Origin of the sequence: Actinotignum timonense, assembly GCF_900155575.1 — a bacterium.
Taxonomy (GTDB): domain Bacteria; phylum Actinomycetota; class Actinomycetes; order Actinomycetales; family Actinomycetaceae; genus Actinotignum; species Actinotignum timonense.
This window is the reverse complement of sequence record NZ_LT706966.1, coordinates 1,699,796-1,718,115: the sequence shown is the minus strand read 5'-3', so window position 1 is coordinate 1,718,115 and position 18,320 is coordinate 1,699,796. Positions and strand designations below refer to the sequence as shown.

The window sequence follows — 18,320 nt, the reverse complement described above, 5'->3', positions numbered from 1 at the left end:
CCGGTCACCTCCTCGTCTCCTCCAGGAGGGGGCGGAGGAATTGCCCGGTATAGGATTCGGGCACCGCGGCGATCTGTTCCGGGGTTCCGGTGGCGACGACGGTGCCCCCGCCGGCGCCTCCTTCCGGCCCCATGTCGATTACCCAATCCGCGCATTTAATGACATCGAGATTGTGCTCGATAACAATAACGGTATTGCCTTTATCCACGAGGGATTGCAGTACCAGGAGGAGCTTGCGGATATCCTCAAAATGCAGCCCCGTAGTGGGCTCATCCAGGATGTAAACAGTGCGGCCGCTGGAGCGGCGGTGCAATTCCGAAGCGAGCTTGACACGCTGGGCTTCCCCGCCGGAAAGCGTGGTTGCCGATTGCCCCAAACGCACGTAGCCCAGGCCCACCCGTTCCAGGGTGGTGAGATAGCGGGTGATATTCGTGATGGGATCGAAGAATTCCGCTGCCTCGTGAATGGTCATATTAAGAACTTCGGAGACGTTCTTCCCGCGGTACTTCACTTCCAGGGTTTCCCGATTGTAGCGGGTGCCGTGACAGACCTCGCAGGGCACATACACATCGGGGAGGAAGTTCATCTCAATTTTCACGGTGCCATCGCCCTTGCAGGCTTCGCAGCGGCCACCCTTAACATTAAAGGAGAAGCGCCCCGGGCCGTAGCCGCGCACCTTCGCCTCCTGGGTTTGGGCGAAGAGCTGGCGCACTTTATCCCATACCCCGGTGTAGGTGGCCGGATTCGAGCGCGGGGTGCGCCCGATGGGTGACTGATCCACGTGCACGACCTTATCGAGCTCCCCGGCCCCGGTGACCTCCCGGTGGCGCCCCGGAACGGTATGCGCACCGTTGAGCTGGTTAGCCAAGGAACGGTAAAGAATCTGGTTAACGAGGGTGGATTTCCCGGAGCCGGACACCCCGGTTACCGCGATAAAGGTAGAGAGGGGGAAAGACACCTCCACGTTTTTGAGGTTATTTTCCCGGGCGCCCCGCACCGTGATTTTCCGCTGCGGATCAACAGTGCGCCGCTGCTGCGGCGTCGTTATGGCACGTTTCCCGGATAGATACGCACCGGTCACGGATTCTTCGCAAGCACTCAAGCCCGCAACGTCCCCGGCGTAGACAACGTGCCCTCCGAATTCTCCCGCACCCGGGCCGATATCAATAACGTAATCGGCGGTGCGAATCGTTTCTTCATCGTGTTCGACGACGATGAGGGTATTCCCCAGGTCGCGGAGCTTGACGAGGGTGCCGATGAGTTTTTCGTTATCGCGCTGGTGGAGGCCGATAGAAGGTTCGTCGAGCACATAGAGCACGCCCACCAGGCCGGAGCCGATCTGGGTGGCGAGGCGGATACGCTGGGCTTCCCCGCCCGAAAGCGTGGAGGCACCCCGTGCCAGGGTGAGGTAGGACAGCCCCACATCCACGAGGAATCCCATCCGTACCTGGATTTCGCGCAGTACCTGCGCGGCGATCTGGGCTTGGCGCGCATCGAGTTCCACGGAGTCGAGGAAGGCTTTGGCGTCGTCGATGGCGAGGGAGCACAGCTCGAAAATATTGAGGTTTCCGATGCGCACCGCCAGCACATCGGGCTTGAGGCGGGCGCCGTGGCAGGCCGAGCAGGCAATCTCCCGCATATAGCCTTCGTAACGTTCCTTTGACCAGCTGGATTCGGTTTCCCCGTGCTTGCGTTTGACGTAGCCGAGAACCCCCTCAAAGCCGGTGGCATAGGTTTTTTCCCGCCCCCAGCGATTGCGGTATTTGACGGTGACCTTGTAGTTATTGCCTTCCAGGAGGGCCTTCCGCGCTTTCTTGGGCAGGTCCTTCCAGGGGGTATCCACATCGAAGCCGAGTTCCTCCCCCAGGGCTTCCATCTGGCGGGTGAAGAAATCCTGGTGGCTCGTCCACGGAGCAATGGCGCCCTCCCGGAGAGTTTTCTCCGGATGCGGGACCACGAGGTCCGGATCCACTTCCAGGGTGGAGCCCAGGCCGTCGCAAGCCGGGCAGGCCCCGTAGGGCGCGTTAAAAGAGAAGGTGCGCGGTTCGATTTCTTCCAGGGCGAGGGCGTGCCCGTTCGGGCAGGAACGGTGCTCGGAAAAACGCCGGGAGCGTTCTTCACCTTCGGCCGCGTCCACGAATTCCACCACCATGAGCCCGGAGGAGAGCCCGAGGGCCTGTTCTACCGAATCGGTGAGACGGCTGGTGATACCTTCGCGCACCACCAGGCGATCAACAACGACGTCGATACTGTGGCGCAGTTTCTTATCGAGGCTGGGCGGGTTATCCAGGCGGATATCTTCGCTATCGACCCGCGCGCGGGTGTAGCCGGCCTGGGCGAGATCCGTGAACACATCCGCGTATTCGCCCTTGCGGTCACGCACCACCGGGGCGAGGATCTGGAAACGGGTACCTTCCGGGTAGGTGAGGAGGGTATCCACGATTTGCTGGGCACTTTGGGCGGTGATTTTCGCGCCGCATTCCGGGCAGTACTGCACCCCGGCCCGCGCGTAGAGTAAACGCAGGTAGTCATAGACTTCCGTAACCGTGCCCACCGTGGAGCGCGGGTTACGGTTGGTGGATTTCTGATCGATGGAGACCGCCGGGGAGAGCCCTTCGATGAGGTCCACATCCGGTTTATCCATCTGGCCGAGGAACATGCGAGCGTAGGAGCTCAGCGATTCCACGTAGCGGCGCTGCCCTTCGGCAAAAATGGTGTCAAAAGCCAGGGAGGATTTACCGGATCCCGAAAGCCCGGTAAAGACAACGAGTTGATCGCGGGGAATATCCACCGTGATATTACGGAGGTTATTTTCCCGCGCGCCCTGAACATGGATAACATCACTCACCCGGCCAAGCTTACACGGTTGAACACAGGTTCGATAACCGGATGGTGCAATGTTCACGCTAGGCTGGTTCCCATGGCACGTAACCGAGCACGTCTCCTCCGCTACCGGCCCGACCCCCTGGTGGCCGGCATTATCCTCGCGATGATCGCCGGGCTTCTTATTCCGGCGCCAAGTGCGGTCCGGGCACACCTGGGTACGGTTTCCGACCTGGCGGTGGCCTGCGTTTTCCTGGTGTACGGAATGCGGCTGCGCACCCGCGACGTGCTCGCCGGGCTGCGCAATATTAAACTCCAAGGCCTGGTATTCCTGTGCACCTACCTCATTTTCCCGCTTCTCGGTTTCGCCCTCGGGCACCTGGTGGCGCCTTTCCTGGGCCCGGCATTCGCCCTCGGTTTCCTCTACCTGGCGCTACTGCCTTCTACCATCCAGTCCTCGGTCACGATGGTGTCCATCGCCCGCGGGAATGTGGCCGCTGCCGTCACCTCCGCTACGGTCTCCAATATTGCCGGGATTTTCCTCACCCCGCTGCTCGTGCTGCTTTTCCTTCACGTGGAGGGAGCTTCGGCCGGATCTATTAATTCGGTGCTCCTCAAGCTGCTCCTGCCCTTTATTATCGGGCAGTGCCTCCAGCCCTGGGTGGGTACCTGGTTCCGGGCTCACCCGCGGCTAGTGCGCACGGTGGATAACACCTCGATTATCCTCATTGTGCTGTCTTCCGTGCTCAATGCCACCGCGGAAGGTGCCTGGGCGGGAGTGACGCTCTGGACGATCCTCGGCCTGCTCGCCCTGTGCTGCGTGCTGTTAGCCGCCATGCTTTCGATTACCTGGTGGCTCGGGGGCCTGGCCCGCATGACCGTGGAGGATCGCATCGTGGTGCTCATGTGCGGTTCGAAGAAATCATTGGCAACGGGGCTCCCGATGGCCAAGGCACTATTCTCCCCGGCCACGGTCGCCCCGCTGTCCGTCCCGGTGGTTATTTTCCACCAGCTACAAATATTTGTGTGCGCGATTCTGGCGCGCCGCCTGGCGCGGCGCAGCGCCGATTAGTGCGCCGCCACAGCAATGAGCCCGGCGCAGCTCCGATTAACGGCCACTCAGCCGATCAGCTAGTACTAGCGCCTCTCGCTACCGGCACGCACCGCCTTAGTGGGCGCCGCCAGCTGCGCCGTCGTCGTCGTTCTTCTCCTTACGCGCGAGAGAACGCGAGCGCAGCAGGGACGCCACCACCGTCACCACAATAATGACCACGATGACGAGCAGCGAGCTCAGCGGCGTGAAGGAGAAGAAGCCGGTGGCAATATCGTAATGATGCAGGGCTTCAAAAATGAGTTTGAAGCCGATGAAGGCGAGGATCGCGGCCAGGCCGAAGTGCAGGTACACGAGGCGTTCGAGCAGGCCATCGACCAGGAAGAACATCTGGCGCAGGCCCATGAGCGCAAAGGCATTCGCCGCGAAAATAATGAAGGGTTCGGTGGTGAAACCGAAGGAGGCCGGGATGGAATCGAGGGCAAACATGAGGTCAATCCCGCCGATGGCGATAATGCACAGCAGCAGCGGGGTGATATAGCGCTTGCCGCCGCGCTTCACGATGTAGTGGTCGCCGTGGTAATCCTCGGCGACCGGGAGGGTGCGGCGCGCTAGGCGTACGAAGAAGTTATCGGCTTCCTCACCCGTCGGTTCGCTTTCCGAGAGCCCTTCTTTGACCTGCGAGAATGCGGTCCACAGCAGGAAGGCACCGAAGAGGAAGAAGGACCAGGCCAGGGATTCCACAATAACCTTGCCCAGCACGATGAAAATGAAGCGCAGGCACAGCGCAATAACAATGCCCCAGAACAGCACTTTTTGCTGGAGGGCACGGGGAACCGCGAAGGAACCCATAATAATAATGAAGACGAAGATATTATCGACGGAAAGTGAATATTCCACGCCCCAGACGCTGAAGAATTGCAATCCGAAGGTATCTCCGTGGCGCCACCACAGGTATCCGCCCAGGCAGACGGCCAGGAAAATGTAGAACAGCAGGAAACCGGCCGATTCTTTCATGCTGGGCTCGTGCGGTTTGCGCACGTGGGACAGCAGATCAAAGGCGAAAATACCGATAACGACGACGAAAAGCAGAATCCACTCGGCCACATGGACCGACATCTGCTCGGGCGTGCTCGTCAACGGCAGCACACCCGTGGCGTATGAAAGCATAAATACCCTCCGGATGGAATGACCGGAGGTCTCTCCCCACCCGCCGGGCGCGCGGCCGCGGCAGGTCTCCGATCCGGACGACCCGGGTGGGTCTCGTGCTGACGAATCGGTGGTTGATGGGAATACTCCCCTCCACGAGTGCACACTTTACACGATGGGGAGCACCGCCGAGTCGTGTTTCATATGTGGTTTGCGTACCGCGCGCGGTGCGCACAGGCGGACGCGCGGCTTCCGCGTGCCTCCGGTGCCGCTCCCGTGCAGCCGTTTTATTTTTGGGCCTGCTGGGAATGCCACAGCTCGCTTTTCAGATCCTTGATCTCATCGCGGTAGCGCGCCGCGAGCTCAAATTGGAGCTGTTCGGCTGCGGCATGCATCTGCGCGGTGAGCTCGGTAATGAGTTCGCGCAGCTCTTTCCCGCCCTGCGCGCGGGCAATTTCCGCTTCCGAAGCGCGGGCCCGGGCATGCGCGGGCTCCTGGCGATACCCGCCGGCGAGCAGCTGTTCGGTATCCACATCCTCGCGGGCGAGCATATCGGTCACATCCGCGATGCGTTTGCGCAGCGGTTGCGGATCGATACCGTGTTCGCGGTTGTAGGCGAGCTGCTTCTCCCGGCGCCGATTCGTTTCATCAATAGCCTGCTGCATATTCGGGGTGATGCTATCCCCGTACATATGCACTTCCCCAGAAACGTTACGGGCCGCGCGCCCGATGGTCTGAATAAGCGAGGTGGTGGACCGCAAAAAGCCCTGCTTATCGGCGTCGAGAATCGCCACGAGCGAGACTTCCGGAAGATCCAGCCCCTCGCGCAGCAGGTTAATACCCACGAGCACATCGAATTTCCCGAGCCGCAGCTCCCGCAGCAGCTCCACGCGCCGCAGGGTATCCACATCCGAATGCAGGTACTCGACCCGCACCCCGCGATCCGCCAGGTACGCGGTGAGATCCTCAGCCATTTTCTTCGTTAGCGTGGTGACGAGGACCCGCTCATCACGTTCGGCCCGCACTCGCACTTCTTCGAGTAGATCATCAATCTGCCCTTCGGTGGGTTTGACTTTAATAAGGGGATCGACCAACCCGGTGGGTCGAATAATTTGTTCGACGACGCCGTCCGCTTGGCCAAGCTCATATTTGCCAGGCGTTGCGGATAGGTACACGGTTTGGCCGATGCGGTCGAGGAATTCCTCCCATTTGAGGGGGCGGTTATCCATGGCGGAGGGCAGCCGGAAGCCGTATTCCACCAGGGTGCGTTTGCGCGACATATCCCCTTCGTACATGGCCCCAATCTGGGGAACAGTCACGTGAGATTCATCGAGGATAAGGAGGAAATCGTCCGGGAAATAATCGAGGAGGGTATTCGGGGCGGTGCCCGGGCCACGCCCGTCAATATGCCGCGAATAGTTTTCAATACCGGAGGTGGTTCCAATATTGCGCATCATCTCGATATCGTAGCTGGTGCGCATTTCCAGGCGCTGCGCCTCGAGGAGCTTGTTATGGGCGCGTAGGTACTCCAGGCGTTCGGCCAGTTCTTCCTCAATGGAGCGGATAGCGCGTTCCATGCGCTCGGGGCCGGCCACGTAGTGGGAGGCCGGGAACACATGCGCGGTATCGGTGCGTTGGATAACATCCCCGGTAAGCGGGTGGAGGAGGGAAATCCCGTCAATCTCATCACCGAAGAATTCAATGCGGATAGCCAGCTCTTCGTACACGGGGATAATCTCCACGGTATCGCCCCGTACCCGGAAGGTGCCGCGGGTGAAAGCAATATCGTTACGGGTGTACTGCATGGACACGAAGGTGCGGAGCAGCTCATCGCGGTCCAGTTGCTGGCCCACGTGGAGTTGCACCATGCGATCAACGTATTCCTGCGGGGTACCCAGGCCGTAAATGCAGGAAACAGAGGCCACCACCACGGTGTCGCGCCGGGTGAGGAGCGAATTGGTAGCCGAATGGCGCAGGCGCTCTACCTCATCATTAATGGAGGAATCTTTTTCGATAAAGGTATCGGTTTGGGGAACGTAGGCTTCCGGCTGGTAGTAATCGTAATAGGAAACAAAGTATTCCACCGCGTTATTGGGCATGAGTTCGCGGAATTCCGCCGCCATCTGCGCGGCCAGGGTTTTATTTGGCTCCATAATGAGGGTGGGACGCTGCACCTGTTCAATAAGCCAGGCGGTGGTGGCGGATTTTCCGGTACCGGTGGCTCCCAGCAGCACCACGTCCTTTTCGCCGTCGTTAATGCGGCGGGTGAGTTCGGCAATCGCGGCGGGCTGATCACCCGAGGGGCGGTACTCGGAAATTACTTCAAAAGGCTTATCGCTGCGCACAATCTCAGAATCAAGAGCCATAGTGGCGAGCTTACTAGCCCGGTCCCGGATTGCGGTATGAAATACGCCAGTGGCCGGATAACGGCCCGAAGAAATTCGGGACGGTATCCGGCCACTGGGCGCCGTCGTCGTAACAAACGACTATCGGTTGCTTTCAGCTACGTTTGCCTGTTACTGGGCGAATATAGCCGCCAGGCGAACCATAACGGCCAGGCGAACTTAGCCGAGCTGCTCAACCGTGGCGTGCAGGGTGAGCGTGGCGCTCTCCCCCGGCGCGAGCTGCGGAGCACCTTCGCGCACCCGAGTCGCTTCCACGCACACAAAATGCTTCCAGGCATCATCGGGCATATCAGCATTCGCGGCAGAGCCCTTCGTGCCCGGGTTCCACACCACGGACTTATCGGATTCTTCCGAGCTCAGGGTGATCTTACGCTTCCCGCCCGCGTCCACGAGCACGATATCGCCCGCGAAGGGGTAGAAGCGATCCACGGTCTGGCCTTCGAGCGCCTCGAAGGGCCCGGCCGGAAGCTGCGCATTATCGGCGAGGCGATCAATACCGCCCTCCTCGATACCTTCGATGCGAAGCGTTTGGGCATCCACCGCCCAGTAGGCGTGGAGAGCCAGCTCCGGCGCAATGTTTTCCGTGCCGGTATTGGTGGCGCTCAGCCGTACCCAGAAATCGCTGCCCAGGTGCACGGTGTAGGCGAGCTTGAGGGAATCACCCAGCTCTCCGCCCAGGGTGCTGCTCGCGAGAGTGAAGGTCGCTTCCACCGCGGTGGAATCCCCACTTACGGATTCGAGGGTCCAATCCTGGATGCGGGCCCAGCCGTGCAGGCCGTTATCCGAGGGGCCGAACCACGGGGCTACCACCGGGATACCGCCCCGGATAGGAGTGCCCTGCGTGAGGCCGGATAGTTCGCTCATGTAGAGGACGTCCTCGAAGCCAGCCGGTTTCCAGGAGGCAACGTGGGCGCCGTAGGGGAAAACGGTACCGGATACGGTATCGGTGTTAATCTCCAGCGCGCTCAGGTCCCCACGGGTGACGAGGCTGACGCCGGCGATGTTCTGCTCGGCAAAAGGAATGCTCTGCGTCATTTGTACTCCTTGTTTTTCTTTATGTGTGCGATGCGGGCGACCATACCGGCCGCCCGCACCTTCTTGCTCATGCCTTAGCCGAAGAACGGCGAGAGGCACATTACGTACGCCAGTGAGACCAGCGAACCGGAGGCGAGCAGGCCGCCCCACGTCTTCAGGGTGTCCTTGATGGACAGATCGAAGTATTCCTTGAAGAGCCAGAAGGACGCGTCATTAATATGCGTCATGAAGTTGGAGCCCGCGGCGGTGGCGAGCACGAGGAGCGTGGGATCCACGCCCGCCTGCATCACGCCGGTCACCGGGTCCATAACAGCCGCACCAATAATGGAGGCGGCGGTCATCGCGGAGACCACGCCCTGGCCGGTTGCCAGGCGGATAAGAACGGTAATGAACCAGGCCATGATGTAGGGCGAAACCGCGCCGGCGCTCATGAAGCCGCCGATGTAATCGCCGATACCGGAGTCGATAACAACCTGCTTGAAGGCGCCACCGGCACCGATAATCATGACAACGCCGGCAATAATGGAGACGGCCTTATTGAACTTGTCCATAACCCATTCGCCCTTGTGCCCGCGCTGAATACCGAAAAGCAGCATGGCGAGCACCAGCGCCACGGACATGGCCACCGGGGAGGAGCCGAAGAAGTTGAGCCACTGGCCCAGCGTCGATTTCGGATTCACCCAGATATTGGCGATGGTCACCGAGATCATGATGATGGCCGGGCTGAGCGGCACGATGAGGGAGACGAAGAAGGACGGCGGGTTAACCGCGGCTTCCTTATCGTTTTCATCACCGGACATGAACTTCGGCACCGGGCGCTCGAGGTTACCGAGAATCTTGGGCAGCAGCACACCACCCACGATCACCCAGAGGATGGCCATGGGAATACCGAGGAGGTAGACCATGCCGGCATCGGCCTTGTACTGATCAATGAGCGCAACCGGGCCGGGCTGCGGCGGGAAGATGGAGTGAGCAACCGTGGTGGCGCAGACGGCCGGAATGGCCAGGCGCAGCCACGGCACCTTTGCTTCCTGAGCAATAGAAATAACGAGCGGCGCAATCATGAGGAAGGCAACTTCGTAGAACATCGCCAGGCCGAAAATAAGACCGATGATGATGACGGCGATACGCACGAAGCGCAGTCCGAAGCGGCGGATGAGCCCCGATGCCAGCACGTGAGACGCACCGGAGTCCACCATGAGGCGGCCGATAACTGCACCGAAAACAACGATAATGGCGAGCGAACCCAGCGTAGAACCAAAACCGGTGGTGACGGTCTTGAGAGTTTCCATCGGGCCCATGCCGTTGCACAGCGCCACCACCACGGCGGCGAGCAACAGCGCGAGCATCGAATTCACCTTGAACACGATGTTGAGCACGAGCATCAACGCAATGCCCACGAGCAGCCAAACAATTGGCATAGCTTTTTAACCTCTCAAATTTTAGGCCCCATCGCCGCGCATCGTTGCTTCGTGGCGACGAGACGTACCATATAGCGAAACGGTCATTTCACTATCTGTAAATGGTACTCCCTCTTACGCTGAGAGTAAACACGGTGCCGGTCACCTTTTTACTTGCGTTTCTCTTGATTGTTTTACGACGACGCCGGCGCCTGCGGCGCCGCCAGCCAGCTCTCCGCGCACTGGGCAACGAGGTTCTCAAGCTCCGCGCGGCTTCCCGCATTCCAGATCCAGATATGGGCCAGGGCCCGGCGAGCCTCTTCATCTACCTGGTTGCGCATCCGGGCCTGGGCATCGGCCCGGCTCATCCCCCGGCCTCGCAGGTGCTCGATTCGTTGTTCTTCCGGGGCCGCCACGATCATGACGCAATCGACCTCGCGATCAGCGCGGGTTTCTACCAGGAGCGGCACATCGTAGACCGCCAGCTGGCCGGGGGTGGCACTGGCGAGGATATCCCGGGCCCGCGCGATGATAGCGGGATGGGTGAGGGCTTCGAGCCGGTGGCGGGCGGCCGGGTTCGTGAAGATATGCGCGGCGAGGGCCGCCCGGTTGAGGGCGCCGTCGTCGTTTAAAATATCGGGACCGAATGCGGCGGCGAGCTGCGCGAGGACGGGACTACCCGGCGCGGTGATCTCGCGGGCGAGGGCGTCGGCGTCGGCGATGATTGCGCCGCGTTTGCGCAGGACCTCGGTGACTGTGGATTTGCCGGCGCCGATGCCGCCGGATACCGCTACCCGCAGGGCGCGGCCTCGCGGGTGGGTGAAGGGGCGCAGGAGTTGTGCGCTGGCTCCCCCGATTGTTAGTGCGTTCACCGTTTCAGCTTAACAATGCGCCAGGGAGAAAGAAAACGCCGCCGGCGCTCCCCCGAAGAGGTGCGCCGGCGGCGGTACAAGGTGTTTACCCGCGGTTGCGTGCTGCTACACGCTATAGCCTGGACGTTCCCCGGCTACGCGCGGCAGCCTAGCACTACCCGCGGAAACGCGAACCTTAGTTGTTGGTCAGCTTCTCACGCAGAGCGGCGAGGGCTTCATCGGCATCCGAGTCGAGCGAGCCGCTCGGTTCGGAGGTGGAGCTGTAGCTGGCCGGAATTTCCGCGGCCGGTTCGGCAGCGGCAGCAGCCTGGGCGCCGGCGGCAGCATCGGCTTCGATCGCGGCAGCGACCTGGGCCTTGTGCGCTTCCCAACGGGCCTGGGCCTGGGCGTATTCGTTCTCCCATGCCTCGCGCTGAGCTTCGTAGCCCTCGAGCCATTCGTTCGATTCCGGATCGAAGCCCTCGGGGTACTTGTAATTGCCGTTTTCGTCGTAATCAGCGGCCATACCGTAGAGCGAGGGATCGAAGTCCTGGGAGTTCGGATCCACGCCCTCGTTAGCCTGCTTGAGGGAGAGCGAAATGCGGCGGCGGTCCAGATCGATATCGATGACCTTGACGAAAACGTCGTCGCCCACCTTGACAACCTCTTCCGGGGTGTCGATGTGGCGGGAAGCCAGTTCGGAGATGTGGACGAGACCTTCGATACCGTCCTCCACGCGCACGAAAGCGCCGAAGGGAACGAGCTTGGTCACGCGACCCGGAACGATCTGGCCGATCGCGTGGGTGCGGGCGAAGGACTGCCAGGGATCTTCCTGGGTGGCCTTGAGGGAGAGCGAGACACGCTCGCGGTCCATATCAACATCGAGAACTTCGACGGTGACGGGCTGGCCCACTTCGACAACCTCGGACGGGTGGTCGATGTGCTTCCAGGACAGTTCGGAGACGTGAACGAGGCCGTCCACACCGCCGAGGTCCACGAAGGCACCGAAGTTGACGATGGAGGAGACGAAGCCTTCGCGCACCTGGCCCTTCTGGAGCTGGTGCAGGAATTCGCCACGGGCCTGGGACTGGGATGCTTCCAGCCAAGCGCGGCGGGAAAGAACCACGTTATTGCGGTTCTTATCAAGTTCGATAATCTTCGCTTCGAGTTCGCGGCCGATGTAGGGCTGCAGGTCACGCACGCGGCGCATTTCAACGAGCGAAGCGGGCAGGAAGCCACGCAGCCCGATATCAACAATCAGGCCGCCCTTGACGACTTCGATGACGGTACCGGTCACGACACCATCAGCTTCCTTGATCTTCTCGATTTCAGCCCAGGCGCGTTCGTACTGCGCGCGCTTCTTCGAGAGGAGGAGACGGCCTTCCTTGTCTTCCTTCTGGAGGACGAGGGCTTCTACCTGGTCGCCAATTTCCACGACGTCATCGGGATTGACATCGTGCTTGATCGAAAGTTCCTTGGAGGGAATAACACCCTCGGTTTTGTAGCCAATGTCGAGCAACACTTCGTCATGGTCGACCTTGACAACGGTTCCTTCGACGAGGTCACCATCGTTAAAGTACTTGATCGTCTTATCGACGGCGGCAATAAGTTCTTCCTCGGAGCCGATATCGTTGACGGCAATCTCGGGGAGAGTCGAAGACTCGGGGGTGGTATTAGTCATTAACTGATAACTTCCGGACACTATTGTGAATATTTGCTTGGGACCGATGGATATCGGCCAGTGTGGCGGGTGCTCACACCAGTTCTCCATACTACGCGGAAAAGCTTGGCTAGTGCAAGGTATCCGGGCTGGAATCGGAGTGGCGTGAGCCCCGTTTTAGTGGGCTGTTGCGGGCGGTTCTCGTGAGTCCGTTGCGGGCTGCTCGTGTGAACCGATGTGGAGCGTTTTAGTGTGCTGCCTCACGCCAATTGGGGCCGTATCCCACCCCGACGGAGAGCGGGACCCGTAACTGGGCTGCCCCGGCCATTTCCCGGCGCACAATTTCCTCCGCGGCCTCGTGCTCGCCGGGTGCTACTTCCAGCACCAGTTCGTCATGAACCTGGAGGAGAACCCGGCTGCGCAACCCGGCTTCCCGCAGGGCTTCCACCACGGCAACCATGGCGATCTTGATAATATCCGCGGCGCTGCCCTGGATAGGCGCGTTGAGGGCCATCCGCTCGGATGCTTCGCGCAGCTGGCGGTTCGTGGAGCGCAGTTCCGGCAGGTAGCGCCGCCGCCCCAGCAGGGTCTGGGTATAGCCATCCTCGCGGGCTCTCACCACGAGGGAATCGAGGTAATCACGCACTTTCCCGAAGCGCGCAAAATAGCTGTCCATGAGCTCTTGGGCGTCGTGGGCGGAAATATGGAGCTGGCGGGAAAGCCCGTAGGCAGAGAGCCCGTAGGCCAGCCCGTAGCTCATCGCTTTAATGCGAGAGCGCTGCTGGCTGCTCACCTCGCTTTCGGGAATCCCGAACACGAGGGACGCCACCGAGGAATGCAGGTCTTCGCCTTCATTAAAGGCGGTGATAAGCGCTTCATCACCGGAAAGCGAGGCCATAATCCGCATTTCAATCTGGGAATAATCCGCGGTCATGAGCGCCGCATAGCCCTCCGAGGGGATAAAGGCGGAGCGGATTTGGAGTCCTTCGGCGGTGCGTGCGTGAATATTTTGGAGATTCGGATCCGTGGAGGAGAGCCGCCCGGTTGCGGCCACCGCCTGTTGGTAGGTGGTGTGGATTTTTCCATCCGCTCGGGTATTGCGCTGCAAGCCTTCTACGGATTGCCGCAATTTAATGGCGTCACGATGCTCGAGAAGCGCCCCGAGGAATTGGGTTCCGGCCACCGCCTTATCATCTTCCCGGGGTGCGATGCGCACGGCAAGATCAGCCAGCGCCTCCGCATTCGTGGTGTACCCGGATCTGGTTTTCCGGGTGGTGGGCAAGCCCAATTCGTCGAACAGCACCCCCTGGAGCTGCTTGGGGCTGGAGAGATTCACCTTGTGGCCAATGGCATCATAGGCGAGCCGCGCCGCGGCTTCCACCCGCCCGTCGAAATCCTTCCGGAGTTTTTCGAGGTAGGGAGCATCCACCGCAATCCCGGTGTCCTCCATGCGCGCGAGGGTGCGCGCCACATCCATTTCCAGATCAAGTAGAGCGCCGTCTTCCCCGCGCTGCGTCAATTCCCCGAGCAATTTCTCGGAAAGCGGGCCGAGGAGGGCAGCGCGTGCCGCCAGGGGATCAGCCTGCCCATCCAACCCGGGCAGCACTCCCCCGTCCCCCAGATCAACGCCGAGGTGGCGCAGCGCCAGGTCACCGAGGTCATAGCTGCGCTGATCGGGATAGAGAAGGTAGGCACACAGCACGGTATCCCGTACGACGCCGCGCAATTCGGCACCCTGCCCGCGTACCCGATGCCAGGCTTCTTTGGCGCCGTGCACCACTTTCGGGGCATCCGATTCCAGCCAGGCCCGCACCTGGGCGGTATCCTCCTCGTTCATGGTGTGCGTATCGAGAAGCAGGGCCGCGTGGGGCGTGCCAATCGCCATTGCCTCCACGCGCCCCGCACCCGGGCTGGCCGGCCCGGCAATGTCGAGGCCAAAGAACGGGGCGTCAGCGTGCTCGTCAAGCCACGCACGTACCCCGGAGGTGGTGATCTCCAGGCCGGCGAGGGTGAATCCGGCCGGCGCATCGGATTCAGGTGCGCCGTCGCGCGACGGTAATTCGCTGAGGACACGCCCGCGTAAGGTATCGAAATCGAGGGTGTCGAAGAGTTCGTGCAGTGCTTCCCGCTCCACTCCGCGCGGGCGGAATTCCTCGAGGTTCTCCCCGATGGGAAGGTCACGCACGAGGGTGTTGAGGGAGCGATTTTGGCGGACCTGGTCCAGGTGCTCGCGCAGGGAGGCCCCCACTTTTCCGCCGATGTCGTCAGCGTGGGCGAGGATGGAGTCGAGGTCACCGTAGTTCGCGAGCCATTTCGCCGCGGTTTTCGGGCCGACCCCGGGCACGCCGGGAATATTATCGGCACCCTCCCCCACGAGTGCTGCCAGGTCAGCGTAGCGCTCCGGGCGCACTCCGGTTTTCTTTTCGATACCTGCCGGGTCGAGGACCTGCATGGTCGAGCGCGGCATGGGATACAGCACGGTGGTGTGCTCATCAACGAGCTGGTAGGAGTCTTTATCACCGGAAGCGATATACACATCCGCGCCGTGTTCTACCGCCCGGCGTGAGAGGGTGGCGATAATATCGTCGGCTTCGTAATCTTCGTAGGTGAGCCAGCTGATTCCGCAAACATCAAGGACGCTTTTAATAACATCGATTTGCCCGGCGAATTCCACCGGGGTGGGGGCCCGGCCCGCTTTGTAATCGGGATAGACGCGGGTGCGGAAAGTTCCTCCCGGCAGGTCAAAGGCCACGGCAATGTAATCGGGGTGGTAGTCGCCAATGATTTTCAAGAGGGTGGAAAGGAACCCGTAAACGGCGTTGGTGTACTGCCCGCGATCAGTGAGGAAGTTCTCCGCCCGCAGGGCGTAGAAGGCGCGGAACGCCATGGAATGGCCATCAACAAGAAGGAATTTTTCGTCACTCACCCCTCTAGCCTACGCGAGATAGCAAACAGGCGCCCACCGGATTTCCGGTGAGCGCCTGCTCGCTGAAAGCGTGTTCGGCTTCCGCAACGCGTATGCGCGGTTCGTACTGCGGGTTCCACAACACGTGTGCGCCGCTCCCGCTACGAGTTCGGCGGGTACGCTCTGCGGGTTCGCAAGCTTAGTTCTTCCCGCCGACCTGTTCGATAACGGCATCGGCAACTTCGCGCATGGTCAGCCGCCGATCCATGGACGTCTTTTGAATCCAGCGGAAAGCTTCCGGTTCGGTTAGGCCCATCTGCGATTCCAGCAGCCCCTTGGCCCGATCCACNNCGCTCTGCGGGTTCGCAAGCTTAGTTCTTCCCGCCGACCTGTTCGATAACGGCATCGGCAACTTCGCGCATGGTCAGCCGCCGATCCATGGACGTCTTTTGAATCCAGCGGAAAGCTTCCGGTTCGGTTAGGCCCATCTGCGATTCCAGCAGCCCCTTGGCCCGATCCACCCGCTTACGGGTTTCAAATTGTTCGGCCATGGTAGAGACTTCGTTTTCCAGGGCTTCGATTTCCTGGTTGCGCGAAACCGCGATTTCCACCGCCGGGATGAGATCAGCGGGCGTGAAGGGCTTGACCACATAGGCCATGGCGCCGGCATCACGGGCACGTTCCACCAGGTCACGCTGAGAATAAGCGGTAAGCATCACAATGGCGACGCGGTGTTCTTCCAGGATGCGGTCCGCTGCGGTGATGCCATCCATACCGGGCATCTTCACATCCATGACAATAAGATCCGGTTCGAGTTCACCGGCCAGTTCGATAGCGGATTCGCCATCGCCAGCTTCCCCGACAACCTCATACCCGGCATCTTCCAGTGTTTCAACGATATCGAGGCGAATGAGAGTTTCGTCTTCAACGACAAGAACCCGAATGGCTTCTTTGTTCTCCGCGGATTGCCCCGCTGTGCCCTTGGCCATCATGACCCCTTCGACCGGCATGCCGGATAGATTGAACCAAATTTACTGCGTGCGATGTTGCACCTGCATCCACACCGAAGTGTTCTCTGACCCTTGAGAGATTGATGACCGGCAACGGGAATTCACGCGCCCCTTACCATGCTGTCAGACCACGCGGTGCAGAGCAAACACCGGGCCAGAGATTCCCAGCTAACTTCAAGGTTATTGCCTTCAAGCTTATCGCTGCGGTGCTCCCGGAGGGACTCGAACCCTCACGCCTTGCGGCGCTGCATTTTGAGTGCAGTGTGTCTACCAATTCCACCACAGGAGCTTGTGCATCTGCCGATACTACCAGCGGGAGAGCCCGGATCGCCCGGATCACCGCGGGTCACTGTACAAACGCAGAGAATATTTCACCATACCCGCCACCAAATTTCAAATGAGATGACGCGGAAGCGAGAGGAACGGCAGCGGGTGCCCACCCGGATTATTCCGAGCGGGCACCCGCCCGCCTATCCACTGTTCAATACCGTGCTGCTGTATCCATGGACGCGGCAGCACCTAGGAGAATACAAGCCTGCCGGATTTAGGCAACGCCCGTTTCTTCACCGATCTTGTGAACACGCAGGGTGTTGGTGGAACCAGCCACGCCCGAGGGCATACCGGCCACGATCACCACGCGGTCACCAACCTGTGCGCGGCCCAGTTCGAGGAGGCGATCCTCCACCTGCTGCACCATTTCGTCCGTGGTAGCGGCGGAGTGATCCACCGTGTAGGTTTCGCTACCCCACAGAACAGCGAGCTGATTGCGCACCTTCTCCGAGGGAGTGAAGTTGATGATCGGAAGGCGGGAGCGGTTGCGTGCCACGCGGCGGGCGGTGTGCCCGGTTTCCGTGAAGACCACAACTGCCTTGACGCCCAGGGCCTCACCGATATCCAGAGCGGAGCGGGTAAGAACACCGTTGCGGGTGCGATGTAGGGAGGAGAGCTGCGGGATCTGCTCCAGGCCGTGTTCCTCCGTGTAAGAAACGATGGAGGCCATGGTCTTCACGCACTCAATCGGGTAGAGGCCCACCGAGGTTTCCCCGGAAAGCATCACGGCATCCGCACCGTCTAGGATTGCGTTGGCACAGTCAGAAGCCTCAGCGCGGGTGGGCCGCGGGTTCTGGATCATGGATTCGAGAACCTGGGTGGCCAGAATAACCGGCTTGGCGCGCTTGCGAGCCAGGGAAATGGCTTCCTTCTGCACCAGCGGAACCTGCTCGAGGGGCAGTTCCACGCCAAGGTCACCGCGGGCGACCATAATGCCGTCGAAGGCCTGGACGATGTCGTCCAGGTTGGCCACAGCCTGCGGCTTTTCGATCTTGGCGATAACGGGGAGGTGAATACCCTCTTCGTCCATAATGCGGTGGACGTCATCAATATCCTTGGCATCACGCACGAAGGACAGCGCGATGAGATCCGCACCGTAGTTGAGGCCCCAGCGCAGGTCCTCTTCATCCTTTTCGGACATGGCGGGAACGGACACCGCCACGCCGGGAAGATTAATACCCTTGTTATTGGAAACGGGGCCGGGGACTTCCACGCGGGTGACCACGTCAGTGCCGTCCACAACTTCCACAACGCGCACGGAAACCTTACCGTCGTCAATCAACAGCACATCGCCGGGATTGCAATCGCCGGCCAGACCCTTGAAGGTGGTGGAGCAGATATCCTTCGTGCCGGGGATATCGCGGGTGGTAATGGTGAAGGTATCGCCCACGTTCAGCTGGACCGGACCTTCGGCGAAACGGCCGAGACGGATCTTGGGGCCCTGCAAATCGACGAGCACCGCAACCGGGGTACCCAGTTCCTTCGCGGCGGCACGCACATTATCAATGCGCTTTTCGTGTTCTTCATGCGAACCGTGGGAAGCGTTAATACGCGCCACGTTCATGCCGGCTTTAACAAGTTCAAGGATTTGATCGTAGGTATCCGTAGCCGGACCCAACGTACACACAATTCTAGCTCTACGCATGTTTCCTATCTTACCCGAGGGCCCTGTTTCCCCATCGGGACTCAAGGCACTCGTCC

Annotated in this window: 12 protein-coding genes and 1 tRNA gene; 1 reads left to right on the top strand and 12 read right to left on the bottom strand. The window is 60.6% G+C overall.

Annotated elements, in window-relative coordinates:
• Window positions 1–4: 4 nt before the first annotated feature.
• Window positions 5–2,848 carry an excinuclease ABC subunit UvrA gene (uvrA, locus tag CZ322_RS07280; RefSeq protein WP_087070767.1) on the bottom strand — a complete coding sequence of 948 codons (2,844 nt, stop codon included), beginning with the start codon at window positions 2,846–2,848 and terminating at the stop codon, window positions 5–7.
• A 72-nt stretch (window positions 2,849–2,920) separates the two neighbouring features.
• Here uvrA and CZ322_RS07275 point away from each other — a divergent pair, with 72 nt between their 5' ends.
• Entirely contained in the window at window positions 2,921–3,895 is a 975-nt protein-coding gene (locus CZ322_RS07275) for a bile acid:sodium symporter family protein (protein ID WP_087070766.1), read from the top strand.
• A gap of 96 nt (window positions 3,896–3,991) precedes the next feature.
• Here CZ322_RS07275 and CZ322_RS07270 read toward each other — a convergent pair whose 3' ends face one another.
• The 11 genes from CZ322_RS07270 to pyk all read right to left on the bottom strand — a co-directional run bounded on the left by CZ322_RS07270 (window position 3,992) and on the right by pyk (window position 18,264).
• On the bottom strand, window positions 3,992–5,044 hold the full coding sequence (locus CZ322_RS07270; protein WP_087070765.1) for a TerC/Alx family metal homeostasis membrane protein: 1,053 nt from the start codon (window positions 5,042–5,044) through the stop codon (window positions 3,992–3,994).
• Between the two features lie 266 nt (window positions 5,045–5,310).
• Window positions 5,311–7,389 (bottom strand): excinuclease ABC subunit UvrB, encoded by a 2,079-nt coding sequence (gene uvrB, locus CZ322_RS07265; RefSeq protein ID WP_087070764.1) that lies wholly within the window; start codon window positions 7,387–7,389, stop codon window positions 5,311–5,313.
• A 198-nt stretch (window positions 7,390–7,587) separates the two neighbouring features.
• Complete coding sequence (locus CZ322_RS07260; protein ID WP_087070763.1) at window positions 7,588–8,463, bottom strand: D-hexose-6-phosphate mutarotase; 876 nt, start codon at window positions 8,461–8,463, stop codon at window positions 7,588–7,590.
• A 74-nt stretch (window positions 8,464–8,537) separates the two neighbouring features.
• Window positions 8,538–9,884: a gluconate:H+ symporter gene (locus CZ322_RS07255; RefSeq protein WP_087070762.1), complete on the bottom strand. Its 1,347-nt coding sequence runs from the start codon at window positions 9,882–9,884 to the stop codon at window positions 8,538–8,540.
• Window positions 9,885–10,057: 173 nt separating this feature from the next.
• Window positions 10,058–10,735 (bottom strand): dephospho-CoA kinase, encoded by a 678-nt coding sequence (gene coaE, locus CZ322_RS07250; RefSeq protein WP_087070761.1) that lies wholly within the window; start codon window positions 10,733–10,735, stop codon window positions 10,058–10,060.
• A gap of 175 nt (window positions 10,736–10,910) precedes the next feature.
• Complete coding sequence (gene rpsA, locus CZ322_RS07245) at window positions 10,911–12,395, bottom strand: 30S ribosomal protein S1 (RefSeq protein ID WP_087070760.1); 1,485 nt, start codon at window positions 12,393–12,395, stop codon at window positions 10,911–10,913.
• A gap of 226 nt (window positions 12,396–12,621) precedes the next feature.
• Complete coding sequence (gene polA, locus CZ322_RS07240) at window positions 12,622–15,300, bottom strand: DNA polymerase I (RefSeq protein WP_087070759.1); 2,679 nt, start codon at window positions 15,298–15,300, stop codon at window positions 12,622–12,624.
• A 178-nt stretch (window positions 15,301–15,478) separates the two neighbouring features.
• Complete coding sequence (locus tag CZ322_RS07235; RefSeq protein WP_234984501.1) at window positions 15,479–15,628, bottom strand: ANTAR domain-containing response regulator; 150 nt, start codon at window positions 15,626–15,628, stop codon at window positions 15,479–15,481.
• Window positions 15,629–15,650: 22 nt separating this feature from the next.
• The gene (locus CZ322_RS07230) at window positions 15,651–16,268 is read right to left on the bottom strand and encodes an ANTAR domain-containing response regulator (protein WP_096334970.1); all 618 of its coding nucleotides are present in this window, start codon (window positions 16,266–16,268) and stop codon (window positions 15,651–15,653) included.
• A gap of 228 nt (window positions 16,269–16,496) precedes the next feature.
• Window positions 16,497–16,578: transfer RNA gene (locus CZ322_RS07225), tRNA-Leu, on the bottom strand.
• A 255-nt stretch (window positions 16,579–16,833) separates the two neighbouring features.
• Entirely contained in the window at window positions 16,834–18,264 is a 1,431-nt protein-coding gene (gene pyk / locus CZ322_RS07220) for a pyruvate kinase (protein WP_026429319.1), read from the bottom strand.
• Between the last annotated feature and the right edge of the window lie 56 nt (window positions 18,265–18,320).